Source organism: Faecalibacillus intestinalis, assembly GCF_003024685.1.
Lineage (GTDB): Bacteria > Bacillota_I > Bacilli_A > Erysipelotrichales > Coprobacillaceae > Faecalibacillus > Faecalibacillus intestinalis.
Map to the genome: position 1 here is coordinate 71,512 of NZ_PYLQ01000003.1, position 22,927 is coordinate 94,438.

The 22,927-nt window shown below is 30.2% G+C and carries 20 protein-coding genes and 1 other annotated feature; of the genes, 17 read left to right on the forward strand and 3 right to left on the reverse strand.

Translation table 11 applies throughout. The features are described 5' to 3' along the window. Positions 1-38: 38 nt before the first annotated feature. Complete coding sequence (locus tag C7U54_RS03460; protein WP_107029324.1) at positions 39-986, reverse strand: Na/Pi cotransporter family protein; 948 nt, start codon at positions 984-986, stop codon at positions 39-41. A 94-nt stretch (positions 987-1,080) separates the two neighbouring features. Here C7U54_RS03460 and C7U54_RS03465 point away from each other — a divergent pair, with 94 nt between their 5' ends. From C7U54_RS03465 to C7U54_RS03495, 7 genes are all read left to right on the forward strand, one after another. Then, positions 1,081-2,820 carry an ABC transporter ATP-binding protein gene (locus C7U54_RS03465; RefSeq protein ID WP_107029325.1) on the forward strand — a complete coding sequence of 580 codons (1,740 nt, stop codon included), beginning with the start codon at positions 1,081-1,083 and terminating at the stop codon, positions 2,818-2,820. A gap of 1 nt (position 2,821) precedes the next feature. Beyond that, the gene (locus C7U54_RS03470) at positions 2,822-3,586 is read left to right on the forward strand and encodes an HAD-IIB family hydrolase (protein WP_107029326.1); all 765 of its coding nucleotides are present in this window, start codon (positions 2,822-2,824) and stop codon (positions 3,584-3,586) included. Positions 3,587-3,619: 33 nt separating this feature from the next. After that, positions 3,620-3,874 carry a hypothetical protein gene (locus tag C7U54_RS03475; RefSeq protein ID WP_107029327.1) on the forward strand — a complete coding sequence of 85 codons (255 nt, stop codon included), beginning with the start codon at positions 3,620-3,622 and terminating at the stop codon, positions 3,872-3,874. Between the two features lie 50 nt (positions 3,875-3,924). Next, positions 3,925-4,129: a binding site (T-box leader), on the forward strand. Between the two features lie 47 nt (positions 4,130-4,176). Beyond that, a complete protein-coding gene (locus C7U54_RS03480) occupies positions 4,177-4,941 on the forward strand; it encodes a transporter substrate-binding domain-containing protein (RefSeq protein ID WP_022001745.1) in 765 nt (254 codons plus the stop codon). Positions 4,942-4,966: 25 nt separating this feature from the next. Continuing rightward, entirely contained in the window at positions 4,967-5,650 is a 684-nt protein-coding gene (locus C7U54_RS03485; protein WP_107029328.1) for an amino acid ABC transporter permease, read from the forward strand. Beyond that, positions 5,643-6,368: an amino acid ABC transporter ATP-binding protein gene (locus C7U54_RS03490; RefSeq protein WP_022001747.1), complete on the forward strand. Its 726-nt coding sequence runs from the start codon at positions 5,643-5,645 to the stop codon at positions 6,366-6,368. Before C7U54_RS03485 ends, C7U54_RS03490 begins: the two co-directional genes overlap by 8 nt. Next, complete coding sequence (locus C7U54_RS03495) at positions 6,368-7,480, forward strand: aminotransferase class I/II-fold pyridoxal phosphate-dependent enzyme (protein ID WP_022001748.1); 1,113 nt, start codon at positions 6,368-6,370, stop codon at positions 7,478-7,480. Before C7U54_RS03490 ends, C7U54_RS03495 begins: the two co-directional genes overlap by 1 nt. On the opposite strand, the gene C7U54_RS03500 is transcribed toward C7U54_RS03495, so the two are convergent. Next, entirely contained in the window at positions 7,472-8,773 is a 1,302-nt protein-coding gene (locus C7U54_RS03500) for an oligosaccharide flippase family protein (RefSeq protein ID WP_107029329.1), read from the reverse strand. The genes C7U54_RS03495 and C7U54_RS03500 overlap by 9 nt on opposite strands. A 60-nt stretch (positions 8,774-8,833) precedes the next feature. Between C7U54_RS03500 and C7U54_RS03505 the strand changes: the two genes are divergently transcribed. Genes C7U54_RS03505 through C7U54_RS03520 form a run of 4 tightly spaced genes read left to right on the forward strand, consistent with a single transcriptional unit; the run spans position 8,834 to position 13,631 of the window. Further along, complete coding sequence (locus tag C7U54_RS03505; RefSeq protein ID WP_022001750.1) at positions 8,834-9,124, forward strand: post-transcriptional regulator; 291 nt, start codon at positions 8,834-8,836, stop codon at positions 9,122-9,124. Between the two features lie 34 nt (positions 9,125-9,158). Further along, positions 9,159-10,787 (forward strand): single-stranded-DNA-specific exonuclease RecJ, encoded by a 1,629-nt coding sequence (recJ, locus tag C7U54_RS03510; RefSeq protein WP_022001751.1) that lies wholly within the window; start codon positions 9,159-9,161, stop codon positions 10,785-10,787. Between the two features lie 51 nt (positions 10,788-10,838). Further along, entirely contained in the window at positions 10,839-11,357 is a 519-nt protein-coding gene (locus tag C7U54_RS03515; protein ID WP_022001752.1) for an adenine phosphoribosyltransferase, read from the forward strand. Positions 11,358-11,402: 45 nt separating this feature from the next. Next, complete coding sequence (locus C7U54_RS03520) at positions 11,403-13,631, forward strand: RelA/SpoT family protein (RefSeq protein ID WP_107029330.1); 2,229 nt, start codon at positions 11,403-11,405, stop codon at positions 13,629-13,631. 347 nt (positions 13,632-13,978) lie between these two features. Here C7U54_RS03520 and asnA read toward each other — a convergent pair whose 3' ends face one another. Next, entirely contained in the window at positions 13,979-14,986 is a 1,008-nt protein-coding gene (gene asnA, locus C7U54_RS03525; protein ID WP_107029331.1) for an aspartate--ammonia ligase, read from the reverse strand. A 169-nt stretch (positions 14,987-15,155) separates the two neighbouring features. Here asnA and proB point away from each other — a divergent pair, with 169 nt between their 5' ends. From proB to C7U54_RS03555, 6 genes are all read left to right on the forward strand, one after another. Next, the gene (proB, locus tag C7U54_RS03530) at positions 15,156-16,277 is read left to right on the forward strand and encodes a glutamate 5-kinase (RefSeq protein ID WP_107029332.1); all 1,122 of its coding nucleotides are present in this window, start codon (positions 15,156-15,158) and stop codon (positions 16,275-16,277) included. 4 nt (positions 16,278-16,281) lie between these two features. Beyond that, the gene (locus C7U54_RS03535; RefSeq protein WP_107029333.1) at positions 16,282-17,511 is read left to right on the forward strand and encodes a glutamate-5-semialdehyde dehydrogenase; all 1,230 of its coding nucleotides are present in this window, start codon (positions 16,282-16,284) and stop codon (positions 17,509-17,511) included. 105 nt (positions 17,512-17,616) lie between these two features. Beyond that, a complete protein-coding gene (locus C7U54_RS03540) occupies positions 17,617-18,081 on the forward strand; it encodes a MarR family winged helix-turn-helix transcriptional regulator (protein WP_158548221.1) in 465 nt (154 codons plus the stop codon). After that, positions 18,068-20,290, forward strand: coding sequence for an ABC transporter ATP-binding protein (locus C7U54_RS03545; RefSeq protein ID WP_107029335.1), 2,223 nt, complete (start codon positions 18,068-18,070; stop codon positions 20,288-20,290). The genes C7U54_RS03540 and C7U54_RS03545 overlap by 14 nt, the downstream gene beginning before the upstream one ends. Further along, complete coding sequence (locus C7U54_RS03550; protein ID WP_107029336.1) at positions 20,283-22,133, forward strand: ABC transporter ATP-binding protein; 1,851 nt, start codon at positions 20,283-20,285, stop codon at positions 22,131-22,133. The genes C7U54_RS03545 and C7U54_RS03550 overlap by 8 nt, the downstream gene beginning before the upstream one ends. Positions 22,134-22,209: 76 nt before the next feature. Further along, positions 22,210-22,926 (forward strand): GntR family transcriptional regulator, encoded by a 717-nt coding sequence (locus C7U54_RS03555; RefSeq protein ID WP_022001760.1) that lies wholly within the window; start codon positions 22,210-22,212, stop codon positions 22,924-22,926. Position 22,927: the final 1 nt, after the last annotated feature.

Here is a 22,927-nt window from a genome sequence, read left to right on the forward strand (position 1 = left end):
ATTTGTGTAAAGATTATGTTAAGTTTCTTTACAAAACCTTAACAATTCTTTTTGAAACAACTTTCAATCAATGTAATTATAGGCTTATAAAAAGGAAAAATAAGGAGTGTAGTAACAATATTGAAGAAGCCATGAATAAAAGCGAGTTGCAGACGAGGTGAAATAGGAATATAAAAGCGAAATGTTAAAAAAAGATGATAAAAAGGAGTCAGGAAAATCATAAAAAAAGTAGTTCCAATTACATTGAAGAGAAAATGAAAGAGGGCGGCTTTTTTGGCAGATGAATTGGTTTTAAGGGCAGAAAGAAAAGCGGTAATGGTTGTACCGATATTACAACCAAAGATATAAGGAATAGAAACATAAAGGGAAATAGCTTTTAAATGATACATTTGTTGGACAATAGCAATCATGGCACTTGATGATTGAATAAGAGCAGTTGTGATGGCTCCACCAAACATGGCTAGAATTGGATGATTTGTAAAAAGTGTTACTAATTTCATAAATTCAGGAAGTTTAGTAATAGCTTCAAGATGCATTGACATAAGTTCTAATCCATAAAATAAACAACCAAGCCCAAAAAGAATTTGTGCAAGGCCTTTTATTTTAGGATGATTAGAAAATAATAAACAAAAAGCACCAATAATCAAAAAGAAAGAAGCATATTGAAAAAGATCAAAACCTACAATAATCGCTGTTATGGTTGTGCCAATATTGGCTCCCATAATAATGCCAATACTTTGCGAAAAGGTCAAGAGGTTTGCATTGATTAAACTCACTGTTAAAGCAGTTGTGGCAGAACTTGATTGAATGATACAAGTTATAAAACAACCAATTAGAATAGCCTTAAAAGTAGAAGAAGTACATTTAGCAAGAAGATTTTTTAAACGGGTTGGTGAAAGTTCTTGTAAAGAAAGAGAAAGATAGTCGATACCAAATAAAAAAAGTGCCAGACCGATTAGAATAGAAGTCCAAGAAACTTGGTTCATGAAAAAGCCTCCTTTTTCATATTTTAAAAATAATCATTTTTAACTAGAAAAAATAATCATTCTTTGTAAAAATATATGAAGGAGGTGTTTTAATATGAAAGGAAGATGGAAGAAATTTTTATCTTATTATACAAACTATAAGGTTTTGTTTTTTAAAGATATGTTTTGTGCGATGGTTTCGGCAGCTATCACACTTGTTTATCCTATGATTACACGCTATATTACAGGAACGATTTTAAATCAACCAAAAATTGATTATTCTAAAATTTATTTATTAGGACTTTTTATGCTTTGTTTGATCGTTGTTGAATATTTTTGTAATTATTTTATAGGTTATCTAGGACATGTCATGGGTGTCTATATGGAAAGAGATTTACGTAATGAGTTATTTAGTCATTATCAAAAATTATCTTTTCGCTTTTATGATGAACAAAACACAGGACAATTGATGTCACGTCTAACGAATGATTTATTTTCTTTAACTGAACTTTATCATCATGGACCAGAAGATATTGTCATTTCAATTATTAAGTTTATAGGGGCCTTTATTTTACTTTCCTATATTAATGTTAAGCTGACTTTAATTTTATTTGCAATCTTACCATTTATGTTTTTATTTGCTTGGTATTATAATAAAAAGATGAAAACAGCTTTTAAAAGAAATAAAGAGAGAATTGGTGATATCAATGAACGCATTGAAGACAATTTATCAGGAATTCGTGTTGTTAAAAGTTTTGCGAATGAAGATCAAGAGTTAGAACGTTTTGATAAACAAAATGGACATTATGTAAGTGCTAAGAAAAATAGTTATTATTATATGGGAAGATACAATGCAGGACTTACTTCTTTTACAAGTTTAATTACAGTATCGGTTATCTTTTTTGGAACCTTATTTATTTCTTATGGAAGTATTAATGTTGCAGATTTAATTGCCTTTTTACTTTATGTCACGAACTTAATAGATCCTGTAAAAAAACTTTTAAACTTTACTGAACAATTTCAAGAAGGTGTTACTGGTTTTGAACGTTTTATGGAAATATTAGAAATTGAACCAGATATTCAAGATACAAAAAATGCAGTTGTATTACAACATGTTGAAGGGAATGTCATGTTTGATCATGTTTCATTTCGCTATAATGAACAAACACCTTATGTGTTAAATAATATTAACTTGGATGTAAAACCAGGAGAGTATATTGCTTTTGTTGGTTCATCAGGAGTTGGTAAAACAACGATTTGTTCTTTGATTCCTCGTTTTTACGAAGCAACGAAAGGAAATGTCTTGATTGATGGAATCAATGTCAAAGAAATCAAACAACAATCTTTAAGAGAAAATATTGGGATTGTTCAACAAGATGTTTACTTATTTACAGGAACCATCATGGATAATATTCGTTATGGAAATTTAGAAGCGAGTGATGAAGAAGTCATTGAAGCCGCTAAAAAAGCGAATGCTCATGATTTTATTATGGAATTAGAAGAAGGTTACGATACGGATTGTGGACAACGTGGAGTCAAACTTTCAGGTGGACAAAAACAACGTATCTCGATTGCACGTGTTTTCTTAAAGAATCCACCAATTCTTATTTTTGATGAAGCAACAAGTGCATTAGATAATGAAAGTGAAAGTATTGTACAAGAATCTTTAGAAAAATTATCTCAAGATCGTACAACTTTTGTTATTGCGCATCGTTTATCAACGATTAAAAATGCCAAACATATTTGTGTTTTAACGGAAAATGGCATCGAAGAACAAGGAAACCATGAAGAATTGATGAAATTAAATGGAAATTATGCAAGATTATATAATATGCAATTTAAAGGAGAAAAGTAACATGGAAAGAAAATATATTTTTTTTGATATTGATGGAACACTTTTAGATGATAATCCAGGAGGAAAGATTTTAGAAAGCACATATCGTACGTTAGATAAGTTAAAAGAAAATGGGCATTTTGTTGCTATTGCGACAGGAAGAGCACAATATATGGCGATGGATGCTGCTAAAGAAGCCCATATTGATTGTTTAGTAACAGATGGGGGAAATGGTATTACTTTACATAATGAACTTCAATATATTAAACCGATAGATTTTGTTCAAGCCAATCGTGTCATTGATCAATGTATTGAACATCATTTCCCATTTGCAGTTGCTTTAGGAAATGAAGCTGTTTTGTATACGAATCAAAGTGATCAAAAAGATCAAAAACTTCCGGTAAAATTAGTTGTTGATGAAAGTATAGATTTTCATCAAGTAAAGGAAATTTATAAGGTTTTTATTGAATGTAGTGAACAAGAAGAAAAATTATTGGATTTAGGAACTTTGGAATATATGCGTTATTTTAAAGGACAAATCATCATCGAACCAGCAGATAAATATAAAGGTATTTTAGAAATGGTTCATTTATTAAAGGGAAACGAAAAGGATATTGTGGTCTTTGGGGATGGCTTAAATGATATTTCTATGATTGACCAAGCTCCTTTAGGTATTGCTATGGGTAATGCAATCGATGAAGTCAAAGCAGTCGCAAATTTTATAACCAAAAGAAATGATGATGACGGTATTGAATATGCTTGTCGTCATTTTGGCTGGATTGATTAAACAAAATAGGCTATACTAAAGATGGGTGAGATTATGGAACTAATTAAAGATTTTTTAATCATTATTGGTATTTTTGTATGTATGTCTTTAGGTATTTTCTTTTTACTTCATAGTGGTGATGCCAAAAAGAAAACCAAGCAAACAGTTCAAGATACAAGAGACAGTATTCAAGAAACCAATCAACAACTCGATGATGTTTTAGAACAATTACAAGAAATGAATGCTCCTTTAGAAAAAGCAATGAAGGCAGTACGTTCTTTTAATGAAAAAGTTTTATCAAAAAAATAATCGAGGAATGTTGACAAAGCTTAAATATTATCTATAATACAGGTATATAAATAAACTCAATGAAAAAGAGAGTAGTTTTATTGGATATGTTAGAGAGTCTATGTTGGTGGAAATTAGATATTGAAAATAAAATGAAGCGCACTTTGGAGGGGGTTATCTGAATACATAGGATAACAAGCTAACCAGCTTTAACGGTGAGGTGGATATGTTTATCATATCAACAAGAGTGGTACCGCGGAATCTTTCGTCTCTTAGCAATCGCTAGGAGACGTTTTTTATTGGGTAGAAAAGGGGAAAAGAATATGAAAAAAGTATTAAAATTAATGTTAGCACTTGTGATGACTTGTGCTATTGCTGGATGTTCATCAAGCAGTAAAAATGATGCCGATGTGACAATTACAATTGGGACATCACCTGATTATGCACCTTATGAATCATTAAACAAAAAAGGTGAAATCGTTGGTTTTGACGTGGATATGGCCAAATTATTTGAAGGTTATTTATCTGATATGGAAGGTAAAACTTATTCTTTAGAATTCAAACAAATGGATTTTGATAACATTGTTACTCAAATTCAAGGGGATCAAATTGATTTGGGTATTTCTGGTTTTACTTATAGTGAAGATAGAGTTGTTGAATGGTCTGATCCATATTTAGGAACTCAACAAGTTGCTGTTGTACCAAATGGTTCTTCAATTACTTCAAATGATCAATTGGTTGGTAAAAAATTAGCTGCTCAAACTGGAGCTACTGGTGAACAAGCTGCCAAAGAAGTTGAAAATGCTGATGTTGTTTCAATGAAAAACGTACAAGATATTTTCAATGGTTTAGCAAGTAATCAATATGATGCAGCAATCGTTGATTTAGGTGTTGCTCAACAATATGTATCTAGTGGAAACTTTACACAATTAAATGGTTCATTAATGGATGAAAAGAACTATGTTATCGCTAAAAAAGGTAATACAAAAATGATCAAATTAATGAATAAATGTATTAAAAAATTCGTAGCTTCAAAAGATTACGATAAATTATGTAAAAAATATGATTTATCACCATTAGAAAAATAAAAAATTATAGAAAAGGGGTATAGAAATGTTTGTAGCTTTTTCAAAAGTGTTTACTCCTGAAAACTTACTTTACTTTGCTAAGGGTGCAGTAGTATCACTTTTACTCGCTGCTGTATCCCTTTTATTTGGTATTGTTTTTGGGATTTTAGGATCTTCAGCAAAAAGATCTAAATATAAAATTTTTAGAATTATTGGAAATGTGTATGTTGAAGTCATTCGTGGGACACCAATGTTACTTCAAATCTTGATTTTATTCTCAGTTATTCCATCTATTTATACAGCGTTTACAGGAAATGTTTTAAGAATTAATGTCTTTTTAATTGGTGCTGTTGCTATTTCTATTAACAGTGGGGCTTATTCGACAGAACTTATTCGTAGTGGAATTAATGGAGTTGATAAAGGACAATGGGAAGCTTGTGAAACTTTAGGACTTTCTCATAAACAAACAATGAGACTTGTTATCTTACCACAAGCGTTTAAAAGAATTATTCCACCAATGATCAGTGAATTTATTACATTGATTAAAGATTCTTCATTGATCAGTTGTATTGGTGCCGTTGAATTATTAAAATCAGCTCAAGTAGTGGGGGCACAATATTATGATGTTATGTCACCTTATTGTATTGTTGCAGTTTATTATTTAATTATGACAATTAGTATTTCTTATTTAGGTAGATATGTAGAAAAGAGGTTAGCTGAAAGTGATTAAAGTTGAACATATATCAAAACAATTTAAAAAAGTAAAAGCAGTTGATGATGTTTCTCTTGAAGTAAAAAAAGGAGAAATTGTGTGTTTAATTGGACCTTCTGGTTCAGGTAAGAGTACAGTTTTAAGATGTATTCATGGTTTAGAAGTACCAGAAACAGGACATGTATACCTTAATGGGGAAGTATTAGATCCAAAGAAATCTAATTATCAAGAATTAAGAAATAAAATGGGATTTGTTTTCCAACATTTCAATTTATTTCCACATATGACAGTCTTAGAAAACTTAACACTTTCACTTACAAAAGTACGTCACATGGAGGAAGAAAAAGCCAATGAAATAGCTTGTAACTATCTTACAAGAGTTGGTTTATTAGATAAAAAAGATGAGTATCCAAATAAACTTTCAGGTGGACAAAAACAAAGGGTAGCGATTGCGAGAAGCTTATGTACAAGCCCTGAAATCATGCTTTTTGATGAACCAACAAGTGCCTTGGATCCAGAAATGGTTATTGAAGTATTAGAAGTTATGCAACAACTTGCTAAAGAAGGAATGACAATGATTGTTGTTACTCATGAAATGGGCTTTGCTAAAACAGTTGCAGATCGTGTTATTTTCTTAGAAAATGGTAAAATCGTTGAAGAAAATGATGCAAAAGCTTTCTATGAAAATCCTAAAACTGAACGTGCTCAAGATTTCTTAAAGAAGGTTATGCACTAATGAAACTACAACGTTTTGAAGTAGAGTCTTATATGACTTTGCATGAAAATAACTGTCGCTATAACTTGGCAGATACAGTTGCTAAATCTTTAACTTTAAAGGAATTATTAGCGTATGATAAAAAAGATTCATTAGAAGATTTAATGAATCTTTCTTTAGATTATGGTGCTATTGAAGGTTCTCATGAATTAAAAAAAGGTATTTTAAGTTTATATCAAAGTGGTGATGATGAAGAAATTGCTATTTGCCATGGTGGTGTCAATGCCAATGAACTTGTTTTAATGACATTACTTTCAACAAATGATCATATTTTATCATTTTTACCAACGTATCAACAACTTTATAGTTTTCCTGAATCTTTAGGGGTAGAAGTTGATTTTATTCATTTAAAAGAAGAAAATGAATGGAAAATCGATTTTGAAGAATTAGAAAAAAATATTAGAGAAAATACAAAAATGATTTGTTTGAATTTACCAAACAATCCTACTGGAACAACTTTAAATCATGAAGAAATGCAACAACTGATTCAAATATGTAAAAAGCATGATCTCTATGTTCTTGTGGATGAAATCTATCGAGGACTTTATCAAGAAGAATCCATTAGTGATCTTTATGAAAAAGGAATAGCAACCTCAGGACTTTCTAAAGTTTTATCAACTCCTGGACTTCGTATTGGTTGGATCAAAACAAAAGATAAAGAACTTATTCGTTTAATCAATGAAAGACGTGATTATTCAATTATTAGTAGTGGACCAATCAATGATTATTTAGGGGCACTTACTTTAAAATATAGTAAAGAGATTTTAAAAAGAAATCGTGAGATTTTAGAAGAAAATAAGTGTTACTTGAAAGAATGGTTAAAAGCTCATCCTCATCTTTCTTGTGTTATTCCAAAATATGGAACAGTTTGTTTCCTAAAATACGATTATCAAATAGATTCAAATACTTTCTGTGAAAAGTTACAAGAAGAAACAGGGGTCTTCTTTGTACCGGGATGTTGTTTTGATGTGGAAAATCATTTGCGTTTTGGACTTGCAAATGATCCACAAATTGTTAAAGAAGGTTTAGAAGTATTTTCAAATTGGTTAAAAAAATTAGACACTTCAAGATAAAGAAGTGTCTGTTATTATTTTAAAACAATAAATTGCACTTAAAGTTAAGGTTGTAATCAATCCTGTAAATAAACTAATCAAAATAGCGTTAACATAAAGATAATGAGATAAAGTATAAGTTAAGATAATTTCTAAAGTACATTCAATCATAGAGATGATAAACATCACTTTATTTTTATTTTTAGCTTGTAGGATAGTTGAAAGGGGCGTTTGTAAATAAAAGAGTAAAAAAGGAAAAGACATGTATTTTAATTGTTGATAGCCACTTGTTGTATTGTAAAGAATCATAAGGGATCGTTTTGGAAAAAAATAGAAAATTAAAGTAAAAGGAAGACCGATAAGAAAACAAATAAGTAAAGCATAAAGAAGATGTAAAAAAGTATTACTTTTATGATAATAAAGATCATCTGTAGCAATAGGCAAATAGAGGCGATAGATGATCGTACAAAAAAAAGTAGGCGTGACAAGCATCGAGACGACATAGCCAGAAAGGATGGCATATTGGTCTTGGATAAAGTTTTGAGTTAAACCAAGTCGAGTTAAAACATGAATTAAAAGAATGGGCTCTAAAAAATTCATAAAACAATGGTAAAGACGTGAACCTGTCAAAGGTAAAGAAATGTTTAAAAGATCTTTCATAATCAAGTTTTGCTTGTTTATGTTTTTTAAAGGAGTAAAAGAATATCTTTTACGACTTAAAAGGAGTAGATAGATAATTGACATCAATTCACCAAAACTCATTGATAAATAAGCGATTGTTACTAAAAAAGGTAAGGATGAACTTAAAGGAGTTTCTAAAAATAAATAGGTAAATAATAAGCGTGAAGTTTCTTCGACAATTTGGCTTTTAGCAATGACATAGACATGCCCTTTGGCTAAATAATAGTTTTTAATAATACCACTGATAGCAATCAATGGAATAAAAATTAAAAAGGATAAAATGGGATAAAGAGTATAATCGTTTTTTAATAAAGAATGAGCAATGAAAGGACTTAAAATAAAGAGGGTTCCACAAATAACAATGACAGAAAAAAAGGATAGAATAATTGCGGTAATAATGACTTTGTAGTTTTTATATTTTGGATGTAATATAAGACGAAAAACAGCAGAAGGAATCCCAACCTGTCCAAGTGTTAAACACAAAGAAAGTGTTGGCATAATGACAAGATATAATGACATAGCTTCTAAAGGAAGAAGCCTGGAAAGCAACATTCTATTTAAAATACTAAATATTTTAGAGATAGCTGAACTAGCGGAAAGAATAATGAATGAATTGATAAGTTTTCTTTTCATAAAAGACTTCCTTTATGTCGAATTTTCATCTATAATAGACGAAGTGGGAGTTGGTTTATCATGAATGAAAAACTGGATTATAAATTTGGTAAATATGATTTAGATTTTCTAATCAAATTAAAAGCTCATGAGTTTCGTAAGCAAAAAATAGATAATATATCCGAAAAAGAAATAAGAGATTATTTATTCAATATTAAATGGAAATCTCAAAAGAGTCTACCAATGTGTGATATTATTGATAATGTAATGAATTTACAATTTTCGGAAATTTTTGATTATTTAAGTATACAAGCAGTTAAAGAAGCAAGTACACTCGATTTAGCAGCATTTCAAGAATTCATTTCAAAATAGTTGGTAACAACTATTTTTTATTTAAGGAGATTTTATGAACTGGGATATAAAAGAAATACATAACTATAATGAATATATGCAAAAGTATTCAATACATTCTTTACTTGCAAAGATTTTTGCACAAAGAAAATATAATGAACAAGATGTTCAAGGACATACTTCAAAAAGATTGATTTATCATGATTTTTCATTGTTTTTAGATGCGGATTTAGTTTTAGATCGTATACAAGAAGCTTTGGAAAATGATGAAAAAATATGTATTTATGGAGATTATGATTGTGATGGAATCTTGTCAACAGCCATTCTTGTTCAAGCTTTTTTAGAATTAGGGAAAAAAGTAGGGTATCATATTCCTAATCGTTTTGAAGATGGTTATGGACTAAATAAAGAAAGAGTTCAACAAATGTATGAAAAAGGGTATTCTTTGTTAATTACAGTAGATAATGGTATTAAAGCGTATGAAGCTATTGATTTAGCGAATGAACTTGGTATTGATGTTATTGTTATTGATCATCATGATTATGACGAATTGCCGGATGCATGTGCAATCATTCATACAAAAATGTCACCGGATTATCCATTTAAAGAAATATGTGGAGGTTTTTTAGCGTATAAACTTGCCAGTAGTTTGCTTGGAAAACATGATAAATATTTATTTTCTTTAGCAGCTATTACGACCATTTCAGATATGATGCCTTTAGTTGATGAAAATAAATCGCTTGTTTCGCGAGGTCTGCAATTTATGAATGAAGAAAAATATCTTCAATTAGAACTTTTAATTGGTGAAAATCAAAAATATAATACAACAACTTTAGGTTTTAATATTGCACCTAAAATCAATTCCTTTGGAAGACTACCAGAACTTGTTAATCCAAATCATTTAGTACGTTATTTTTTAAAGGATGTCGATCAAAAATTTGCAATCCAAATTTCTCAATACGCTAAAAAAATCAATAGTAAAAGACAATCTCTTACAAATGAACAATACAAAAACATTTTAGAAAATAGCCAAAAAGATGAATTTTTATACAGCTATGATCAAGAAGTTCATGAAGGAATCGTAGGTTTAATTGCGGGAAAGTATACTCATGAATTTCAAAAGCCGAGTTTTGTGATGAAATACGATGAAAAAAATGAAGTGTATCGAGGAAGTGCCAGAAGTATTGAAAGTATTCCTTTAAATCAAATCTTTGATGATTTAAAAGATTATTTTGTACAATATGGTGGACATGCTTTAGCGGGTGGCTTTCAAGTAGCTAAAGATGAAGTGTTAACTTTAAAAGAAACATTGCATACCTACTTAACAACACATACTTTTTCTAATGAAAAAGTTCTTGAAGGGATTCAAATTGAATTAAATGAGCTTACTTTACCAGCTGTTAAAGAATTAGAGTTGTTAGAGCCGTATGGTCAATGTAATGAAGAAATGAAATTTGTTTTAAAAGATATTACGAATTTTACCAGTCGTGTATTATCTGATGGGAAACATTTACGTTTCGATATTCCTTTAAATAAAGGTAATTTACAAGCACTTTATTTTAATTGTTCGAATGAAATTGAGCAATTACAACAAAAAAAGACAATTTCTTTAATAGGAACTTTAAAAATTAATAAATATTTAAATACAGAATCAATAAATATGATTATAGAGGATATGAAATAGTTTCCTTGATAATAAAAGTTTGTTATAATAGAAATAGGAGGAGTACATAAAATGGACTTTAAAAAATATATTGAAGATATTAAAGATTTCCCTGAAGAAGGAATTATCTTTAGAGATGTAACACCTTTATTAAAAGATAAAGAAGCTTATAAAGAATCAATTGACACATTCGCTAAATGGATCGATGGACTTGGAGTTCAAGTAGATGTTGTTGCTGGTCCTGAAGCAAGAGGTTTTTTATTTGGATGTCCTGTTGCTTACAAAGTAAATGCAGGGTTTGTACCTGTTAGAAAACCAGGAAAATTACCAAGAGAAACAGTTTCAGCAAGTTATGATTTAGAATATGGAAAAAATGAAGTTCATATTCATGCCGATAGTATCAAACCTGGTGAAAATGTTGTTATTATTGATGATTTACTTGCTACAGGTGGAACAGTTGAAGCAACTATTCAACTTGTTGAACAACTTGGTGGTAAAGTTGTAGGAATTGCCTTTTTAATTGAACTTGAAGCTCTAAAAGGTAGAGAAAAATTAAAAGACTATAATGTCTATTCAGTATTAACTTATTAAATAAAAGAGAGGAAACTCTCTTTTATCATATGAGGGGGTTATAATATGAAAGAGTTTAAAAAAGCTGGAGATAAAGTCACTATAGAAGATGTCTATGAATCATGTAGACGCTATATTACCAATGAAGATGATATGAAGCTTATTAAAAAAGCTTATGATTATATCATGGTTAAACACGAAGGACAAAAACGTAAAAGTGGAGAACCTTATACAATTCATTTGATTTGGGTTGCTTATATTTTATCAACATTACAAACAGGACCACTTACCATTACAGCGGGTCTTTTACACGATGTCATGGAAGATTGTGATGTATCACGTGAAGAAATGGTGAAAGAATTTGGAGAAGAAGTAACGACCCTTGTTGAAGGTGTTACGAAGATTTCTAAAATGCCATTTAAAGATGAAGCAGATGTATATGCTGAAAATCATCGTAAAATCTATATTGCGATGGCTAAAGATATACGTGTTATCTTGATCAAATTTGCCGATCGTTTACACAATATGCGTACATTACAATTCATGCCCCCAGAAAAACAAAAACGTATTTCTCGAGAAACTTTAGAAGTCTATACACCGATTGCTCATCGTTTAGGGTTGAGCGATATTAAAACAGAATTGGAAGATCTTTCTTTATCTTATTTAGATCCAATTGCTTATCATGATATTGCGAGACTTCTTCAAACAAAACAAGATGAGCGGAAAGAATCTGTGGCGAAGATGATGGAAGAAGTTGAAAACTTATTAAAGGAAAATCATTATCAATATCGTATTTTAGGTCGTGCGAAATCTATCTATAGTATTTATAAGAAGATGTTTAAAAAACATAAACGTTTTGATGAACTTTATGATCTTTATGCACTCCGTATTATTTTACAAAATAAACTTGATTGTTATAGTGTTTTAGGATTGATTCATGATCATTATCGTCCAATTCCAGGACGTTTTAAAGATTATATTGCTATGCCTAAACCAAATATGTATCAATCACTTCATACTTCTGTTATTGGTGAAGATGGTAATACTTTTGAAATCCAAATTCGTACTGAAGAAATGGATGAGCTTGCTGAACTTGGGGTTGCTGCTCATTGGCGTTATAAAGAAGGCAAAGGTTATTCTGCCAAAGCGGAACAAAAAGAAATTGGAGAAAAACTTCAATGGTTACGAGAATTTATTTCTTTGTCAGATGATATCAAAGATGGCGATGCCAAAGAATATTATGACTCCATTTCTCGTGATATTTTTGAAGCCAATGTTTATGTTTTAACGCCACAAGGAAAAATTGTTGAACTTCCTAACGGTTCAACACCAGTTGATTTTGCTTATCGTATTCATACAGAAGTAGGACATCATACAGTTGGTGCGATTGTCAATAATGTCATGGTGCCTATCGATACAAAATTAAATACAGGGGATGTTTGTGAAATCAAAACCAACAAACAATCCGCTGGACCAAGTGAAGATTGGTTGAAATTTGTAAGAACCGCAGGAGCTCGTAATAAAATTCGTACTTTCCTCGCTAAAAAAGAAGCTGAAACTAAGAAAGATACGATTGAAGATGGTAAGAAAATCTTAAAAGATGAAATCAAAAAACGTGGACTTGATGAAAAGAAATTCTTGGATCCAGAAACTTACAAAACATATTTAGGTGCTTTTGGAGCAAGAAGTTTAGATGATATTTTCTATTTTATTGGAAAGAAAAATCTTTCAGTAGCAACACTTTTAGAAAAAGTAAATCCAAAGAAAACAGGTTTCTTTGATAACTTATCTAAAATCTTACAAAGAAATAATGAACAAAGAGAAAAATTAGAAAAAACGACATCTAATAATGGAGTTGTTGTTAAAGGTGTTTCAGGATTAAAGATTCAACTTTCTAAATGTTGTAATCCAATTCCTGGAGATCAAATTACTGGTTATGTTTCTCAAGGACAAGGAATCAAAGTTCATCGTGTGGATTGTCCAAATATTAAACAAAAAGAAATTCAAAGCCGTTTAATTGATGTTTATTGGGATTTTGCATCACTTTCTAATTTGAAATTTGATGCTGATTTACAAATTGATGGCTTAGATCGTACAAATTTATTAAATGATATTATTACGGTTTTAGGACAAATGAAAATCAATATTTTAAATATTCATGCGGATGCATCAGATGATGGTAGAGCTTTAATTAAATTAAAGATTGGTGTTGATGATGCTGAACATTTAAATCGTGCAATTGCTAATCTTGAACGTATTCAAGGAATTTATGATATAAAAAGAGTGATACATTAGAATTATAGCTTTAAGCTATAATTCTTTTTTTTGAGAAAAACTATGAAAGAAGAAAAAGTAATTATTCATTTTGAAGATGAAACAACAAAAACAAAACAAACAAGTTGTTGATGATTTTAAACAAGAGATAAAAAAAGAAACAAAGAGTACATTTCCTAAAGGAAATGGTAGGAAATTTAAAAAATATTTCTTTTAGTTTATATTATAATCATATTATTGATGACAGTCTTACTTTGTGGAGTTATAAGTGGGTTATTTGCTTTCTTTATTTTAGGATTCCTTATTTTTGTAGGAATCCTTTATTATTTATTTAGACATAAAAAATCTATCGCATGGATAGATTTTTTTTATAATAAATGAATATTATTTTTTTCACATTCATCAATCATTTCTTGAGGCCAAATACTTGCTTGTACTTCACCAATATGAGCACGATTTAAAAGTAACATACAAAGTCTTGATTGACCAATACCACCACCGATAGTGTAAGGTAATTCTTTATTCACGATGGCTTGATGATATGGAAGATTTAAACGATCTTCACAGTTTTCTTTCTTTAATTGTTCAACTAAAGAATTTTCATCCACACGGATACCCATTGATGAGATTTCTAAGGCACATTGTAATGGTTCGTACCAGAATAACAAGTCACCATTGAGTTTCCAATCATCATAGTCTGGTGCACGTCCATCATGCTTTTGTCCACTTTGTAAAACATTACCGATTTGCATAACAAAGACACACCCGAATTCTTTGCAAATTTTATTTTCTCTTTCTTTAGCTGCTAAATCAGGATATTGATTTTCTAATTCTTGTGCAGTAATGAAATGGACACGATCTGGTAAACGATTAACAACATGAGGGTATTTATACCAAACTTCATGTTCCATATGTTTAATGACTTTAAAAATCTTTTTAACATGATTTTTTAATGTTGTAATATTGCGATCTTCTTTTTCGATGACACGTTCCCAATCCCATTGATCAACATAGTAAGAATGTAGGTTATCAACTTCTTCATCTTTTCTAATAGCGTTCATATTTGTATAAAGTCCTTCACGAACACCAAAACCATATTTTTTAAGTGCCATTCTTTTCCATTTAGCAAGAGAATGAACGACTTCAATATCATCGTTTTCAAAACAACTGATTTGGAAAGAAACAGGTTTTTCAACACCATTTAAGTTATCATTTAAACCACTGCTTTTTTGGACAAAAAGAGGTGCTGAAATTCTTTCTAACATTAAAGCTCTTCCAAATTCTTTTTGAAATGTATCCCTTATGTATTTAATTGCTTCTTGTGTTTGTCTTAAAGATAACACAGGATCATATTTTTCTGGAATAATGAGATTCATTTTAATTTTTTCCCCCTTAATAATATGTTCTATTTTATCATTTATCTAGATATATGAAAGATAATAATAAAAAATTATAATAGCTATAAAAGTGTTTCAAATGTATTCACTTGTTGTCAATTGCCTTTCTTTTCTGTATAATAAGAAAAAATGAAAAGTAGGTGTAAACATGAGAAATTTAGAACATGTCAAACATGTTATTATAAAGATTGGTTCGACTTCTTTGTGTAATGAAGATGGACAACTAGATAAAGAAAGAATTTTAAAACTCATCCAACAAATAGCTATTTTAAAACGTAAAGGGTTAAAAGTAACACTTGTTTCATCAGGAGCGATTTCTTCAGGAATGGGTGTTTTAAATTTAAGTGAAAAACCTAAAGAAATTTCTAAAAAACAAGCACTTGCGGCTATTGGACAAGCTCATTTGATGCAAATTTATGAAGATTTATTTTCATTGTTTCATTTAAAATGTGCACAGATTTTATTAAATCATGATGATTTTGATCATCGTAAACGTTTGATGAATTTAAGCTATGCTTTATCTTCTATTTTAGATTATGATGTGATTCCTATTATTAATGAAAATGATACATTAGCGGTAGATGAAATCAAAGTAGGAGATAATGATACATTATCTGCCTTACTATTACCTATTGTGGATGCACAATTACTTGTTTTAGTTTCAGATATTGATGGACTTTATAATGATAATCCTCATACCAATTCCAATGCAAAATTATTAAGTGATATTGAACTTGTGGATGATAAAATTATGAACTATGCGAAAGATTCAAGTAGTCAATTTGGTACAGGTGGGATGGTGACAAAATTACGTGCTGCAAAAATCGTTAATGATTATGGAGGAGATATGGCCATCGTTAATGGCAATAATGAAACAGCTCTTATTGATTTATTAGAAGGAAAACAAATTGGAACATATTTTAGTGGAAAAGCGGGGCGTACTTTAAGTGCTAGAGATCATTGGATCATGTATCGTAGTTCTCCTAAGGGAAAAGTCATTGTTGATGATGGTGCATGTGAGGCTTTAAAAACACATACAAGTTTACTACCTAAAGGAATCAAAGAAGTTGAAGGTTCATTTATGCAAGGTAGTATCATTGATGTTCTTTCTTTTAAAGGACAACTCATTGCTAGAGGTATTACGAATTATTCAAGTGATGAGTTAAAATTGATTAAAGATCATCATAGTAATGAAATAGAAAGTATTTTACATTATAAAGATTATGATGAAGTGATTCATGCAGATAATCTAGTCATTAATAAGGGGTGAAATTATGATTAAGGAACAACTTAAAGAAGCTAAAAAAGCATGTCGTTTTATGCAAAATGTTAAACCGAAAGTAAAAAATAAAGCTTTAAAAAATATTTCTGAGGCATTAATTCAAAAAAGTGAATTGATCATTCAAGAAAATCAAAAAGATATTGCAGAAGCTAAAAATAATGGTATTAAAGAATCGATGGTTGATCGTTTATTATTAAATAAAGAACGTATTGAAGCGATGGCAAAAGATATTTTAAAAGTAATTGATTTACAAGATCCTATTGGAACTCTTGTAAGAGAAATTAAAAGACCCAATGGTTTAGTGATTCAACAAATCAGAATTCCTTTAGGAGTGATTGGGGTAATTTATGAATCAAGACCTAATGTAACAGTAGATATTGCCAGTTTATGTATTAAAACAAACAATGTTTGTGTTTTAAAAGGTGGTAAAGAAGCCATTCATTCAAATCGCATCTTAGTTCAAATTATAAATGAGGCTATTCAAGATGTTTTACCAACACATACGGTTACTCTTATTGAAACAAAAAAGCGTGAAGAAACTTTAGATTTAATTCAAGCCCATGATTATGTAGATGTCATTATTCCTCGTGGAAGTGCAGGGCTTATTCAATATGTTGTTAAAAATGCAACTGTTCCAGTAATTGAAACAGGAGCAGGAATTTGTCATCTTTATGTTGATCAAGATGCTAGTCTTGATATGGCTTTAGAAATTGCAAAAAATGCAAAGATCCAAAGACCATCTGTATGTAATGCAATTGAAACGATTCTTGTTCATCAAAAAGTAGCTCAAGAATTTTTACCAAAACTTCAAGAAATATTTAAAAATGTACAAATCTATGGTGATGAAAAAACAAGAAAAATCATTGATTGTTTAGAAGCTGCTGAAAAAAGTTATGCTACAGAATATGATGATTATATTTGTAATATAAAAGTTGTAGATGATATTGAAGAAGCGATTGAACATATTTATAACTATTCAACAAAACATTCAGAATCGATTATTACCGGAAATAAAGAAACAGCAAAATATTTTATGGATTCTTTAGATTCAGCTTGTGTTTATCATAATGCTTCTACACGTTTTAGTGATGGGGGAGAGTTTGGTTTTGGGGCAGAAGTTGGTATTTCAACGCAAAAGCTTCATGCCAGAGGCCCACTTGGTTTACAGGAAATTACTTCTACAAAATATATGATTTATGGAAATGGACAAGTAAGGAGTTAAGACTCCTTCTTTTTTTATAAAAAAATAATTAGTGTACTAAATATATTGACATTGATTAGTGCGCTAACTATAATGTTTAGTATACTAACTAATAGGAGGTGTCTTATGGAACTATTGGAATTTGAGGATATTAAAGAAATCTTTTTACAATTTAAATCTCTCCATAAAAATATTCAAGAACTTACTAGTAAAAAAAGCAATAGGGAAGGATTATCTGCTGATCAGTGTTATTTGTTAGGTCTTATTGATCATTTTGGTCATCCTAATCAAAAAATTCTTGCAGAACGTTTAAAAATTACACCAGCTACTTTATCAGTAAGATTACAACGTTTAGAAAAAGCAGGTTTTATTGAAAAAGTTGTAAGTAGACATGATAAAAGAAATGTCTCATTACATATTACGGAAAAGGGAAAAGAAGAAATTAAAAGTTGTAAAGATGATATGAAAATGTTTACAACACGCTTATTTGGAGGAATAAATAAAGAAGATTTAGATAGAATGAAAACGTATTGTCAAATCTTTGAAAAGAATATTCGTTTAATGAAGGAGGAGTTAGATGTTCAAGATTAAAGGATATTTAAAGAAATTCTGGTACTTGATTTTAGCTTGTATTTGTTTGTTGTTTGTACAAGCGCAAACAGAATTAACTTTACCAGATTATATGAGTGATATTATTTCAGTAGGAATTCAAGCGGGAGGATTTGCTTCACCTGTTTCAGATGTTTTAACGGAAGAAACTTATCAACATTTATTATTGTTTGTTGATCAAAAAGATCAAAAAACAGTAAAAAAAGATTATAAAAAAATTAGTAAAGTCAATCAAGATATCATTGATACATTTCCTAAGGCTAAAGGCAAAACAGTATATCAATTGAAAGATTTATCAAGTGATGAAGAAAGTAAGTTAGAAAGTATTTTAATGAAACCGATGTTAATTATTACTTCGCTTGATAGTATGGATACTTCTAGTAAAGAGTATCAAGAAAAATTTGGACAATTACCTCCAAATATGACGATTTATGACGCTATTTCTTTTATGGATGAAAGTCAAAAAGCAAAGATGTTTGAAGACATTGATAAAAAGATGGATACCATGGGAGAAAGTACTTTAAAAATTGCTGCTGGTAATGGTGTTAAAGCAGAATATAAAAAATTAGGTGCTGACATTGACAAAGTACAAACCGATTATATTTTTAAAACAGGTTTAAAGATGTTAGGAATTGCTTTACTTGGAACAGTGGCTGCAATTTCAGTTGCTTTCTTTGCGACAAAAGTTGGGGCTGGAGTTGCTCGTGCTTTAAGAAAAGATGTCTTTGAAAAAGTTGAAAGTTTTTCCAATGAAGAATTCAATCATTTTTCTACAGCTTCATTAATTACCCGTACAACAAATGATATTACTCAAGTACAAATGGTGACAATGATGCTTTTACGTATTGTATGTTTTGCACCAATTATTGGTATTGGGGCTTTAATTAAAGTTTTAAAAGAATCACCATCAATGACATGGATCATTGCAGTTGTTATTCTTGTTATTTTTGGTGTGATGGCGGTTGCGTTTGCTGTAGTTATGCCAAAATTCAAAATTATTCAAAATTTAATTGACCGTTTAAATCTCACAATGCGTGAAAATTTATCAGGAATGCTTGTTATTCGTGCTTTTGGTAACGAAAAACATAGCGAAGATCGTTTTGATAAAGCCAATAAAGATGTTACAAATTTAAACTTATTTGTTAATAGATCAATGGCTTCTATTATGCCAATTATGATGTTTATCTTTAATGTCGTTACTTTAGTCATTGTCTATTATGGTTCTAAACAAATCGATTTAGGTAATTTAGCAATTGGACAAATGATGGCCTTTATGCAATATGCAATGCAAATTATTATGGCCTTTTTAATGATTGCAATGATTGCTATTATGTTACCTCGAGCTAGTGTTGCTGCTAATCGTGTTTATGAAATTATTGAAACTAATCCAACAATTCAAGATCCAACAAATCCAGTTGCTTTAGATGAAAGTAAAAAAGGACTTGTTGAATTTAATCATGTTTCATTTGCTTATCCAGGGGCGAGTGAACCGGTTTTAAAAGATATTGATTTTGTTGCTAAACCAGGACAAACAACAGCTTTTATTGGCTCTACTGGTTCAGGAAAATCAACACTTATTAATTTAGTACCTCGTTTTTATGAAGTCAGTGAAGGAAATATTAAGGTTGCAGGGGTTGATGTTCGTGAGATGACACAACATGAATTACGTGATCGTATTGGACTTGTTCCTCAAAAAGGAAACTTATTTTCTGGAACAATTCGTTCTAATTTAAAATATGGTGCACCAGAGGCAACAGATGAAGAATTAGAAGAAGTGATTCGAATTGCTCAAGCAAAAGAATTTATTGATCAAAAAGAAGAACGTTTTGATATGGAAATTTCACAAGGTGGAACAAACGTTTCTGGTGGTCAAAAACAAAGACTTGCGATTGCTCGTGCTATTGCGAAAAATCCAGATATTTATATTTTTGATGATAGTTTTTCAGCACTTGATTTCAAAACAGATGCTAAACTTCGTCAAGAATTAAATCAACTTGTTAAAAAGACAAAAAGTACAGTTTTATTAGTAGGACAACGTATTGCTTCTATTATGGATGCAGACCAAATCATTGTCCTTGATGAAGGAAGAATTGTTGGTAAAGGAACACATGAGGAATTAATGAAATCATGTCAGGTTTATCAAGAAATTGCCTATTCTCAATTATCTAAGGAGGAACTAAGTCATGAGTAATGAAAGAAGAAGACAAGGGCCTCGTGGACCAATGGATCATGGAATGAGAGGTAATGGTGAAAAAGCCAAGAATTTTAAAGGAACATTAAAGAAATTATTTGTTTATTTAAAACCTTATTATTTTAAATTAGCGGTTGTTATTATTTTTGCAGCTTGTTCAACAGTATTTACGATTGTAGGACCAAAGATCCTAGCAAAAGCAACAGATAAATTATCTGAAGGAATTATGGCGAAGGTAAGTAATACAGGAGAAATTGATTTTGATTATATTGGTATGATCTGTTTGATTCTTGTTGGTTTCTATCTTGTCAGTGCACTTTTTAGTTTTATTCAAGGATTTATTACATCTTCGATTTCACAAAAAGTTGCTTATGATTTAAGAAGTTCTTTATCTAAGAAGATGTCAAGAATGCCTTTGAGTTATTTTGATAAACATTCTAGTGGAGATACTTTAAGTAGGGTAACAAATGATATTGATACAATTGCCCAATCACTTAATCAAAGTTTATCACAAGTGATTACATCTTCTGTTACAGTTGTTGGAATCTTTATTATGATGCTTACCATTTCTGTAAAAATGACATTGATTGCGGTACTTGTTTTACCACTTTCGATGTTACTTATTATGTTTGTTATGAAACATTCACAAAAGTATTTTAGTAGACAACAAAAAAGCTTAGGAGATGTCAATGGTCATATTGAAGAAATGTATGGTGCTCATGATGTTGTTAAAGCCTTTAATGGGGAAGAAGATTCTGTTAAAACTTTTAATGAATATAATGATGCACTTTATGATTCAGCATGGAAATCTCAATTTTTATCAGGTTTAATGCAACCTTTAAGTAACTTTGTAGGAAACTTAGGATATGTAAGTGTTTGTTTATTAGGTGGTTTTTTAGCAGGGGGTAATACGATTACAATTGGTGATATTCAAGCGTTTATTCAATATGTACGCCAATTCAATCAACCAATTGCCCAACTTGCGCAAACAATGAATATGTTACAAAGTACAGCTGCCGCAGCTGAACGTGTTTTTGAATTCTTAGAGGAAGAAGAATTAGAAGCTGAAACCGTTAAAATTGAAACAGATGAAGTTGAAAAATTACATGGTTCAGTTACTTTCAATCAAGTTAATTTTGGTTATTTATCAGAAAAAACAATTATTCATGATTTCAATATGCATGTTCATGCTGGACAAACAGTTGCTATTGTTGGTCCAACCGGTGCAGGAAAAACAACGATTGTTAAATTATTAATGCGCTTTTATGAATTAAATAAAGGTTCAATTATGATTGATGGTCATGATATTAAAGATTTTTCAAGACATGATTTAAGAAGTTTGTTTGGAATGGTTTTACAAGATACATGGCTTTTTAATGGAACAATTAAGGAAAACTTGATGTATGGTAAATTAGATGCCAGTGATGAAGAAGTAAAAAATGCCTGTGAAATGGCGTATGTAGATCATTTTGTCAATACCTTAGAAGATGGTTATGATACGGTTCTTGATGAAGAAACATCAAATATTTCACAAGGACAAAAACAATTATTGACGATTGCTAGAGCGTTTCTAAAAGATCCTAAAATTCTTATTTTAGATGAAGCAACTTCTTCAGTTGATACACGTACAGAAGTGCTTATTCAAAAAGGTATGGAAAAATTAATGGAAGGACGTACAAGCTTTGTTATTGCACACCGTCTATCAACGATTCGTGATGCTAATACAATCATTGTCATGAAAGATGGCGATATTGTAGAAATTGGTAATCATGATGAATTGTTAGAAAAAGGTGGATTCTATGCCTCACTTTATCAATCACAATTTGAAGGTAGCGAAATTTAGAAGCAAAGAAATTTGCTTCTTTTTCTTTTCAAAACATGTTTATATATGGTATAGTACAAGCCGAGGGGATGATGTTATGGTGAAAAGAAAACCACAATATGTCAAAATTAAAGAATATATTATTCAAAATATTGAAGATGAAAAATATAATGAAAATGAACAAATTGAAAGTGAACATGCTTTGTGTGAACTTTTTGGTGTTACCCGAATGACAGTGCGCCAAGCTTTAACAGATTTAATCAATGAAAACATAATCTATTCTGTTCCTAAAGTTGGCTCATTTGTTTGTAAAAAATCCAGATTTAAAAGTTTTGATGGATTAAACAGTGTTACAGAAGACTGTGCTAAGAAAAAAGAAGATTGTACAAGTCATGTTGTTTTAAATGAACTTGAAGAAGCTACAGATTTAATGAAAAAAGAAATGGCTTTAGAAGATAATAAAGTATGGCACGTTAAACGTGTAAGACTTGTAAACGGAGAGCCTTTATGTTTTGAAGATGATTACTGTAATTATGATTTAACAGGAGATATTCCTTTAGAAGTATCCAGTACATCTTTATTTAATCATTTTGAAAATGATCTCAATTTACATATTGCTTTTTCCGATCAACAAATTGATGCGGTTTTAGCGGGTGAAGAACTAGGAAAATATTTACAAGTCGATCCAGTGACACCTTTGCTCAGAGTTTTATCGATTACATGCTTACATAATGGTAAATGTATTGAATATGGGTATACTTATTATCGTGTAGACAAGTATACTTTTAACCAAGTTGCATATCGTAGAAAATAAA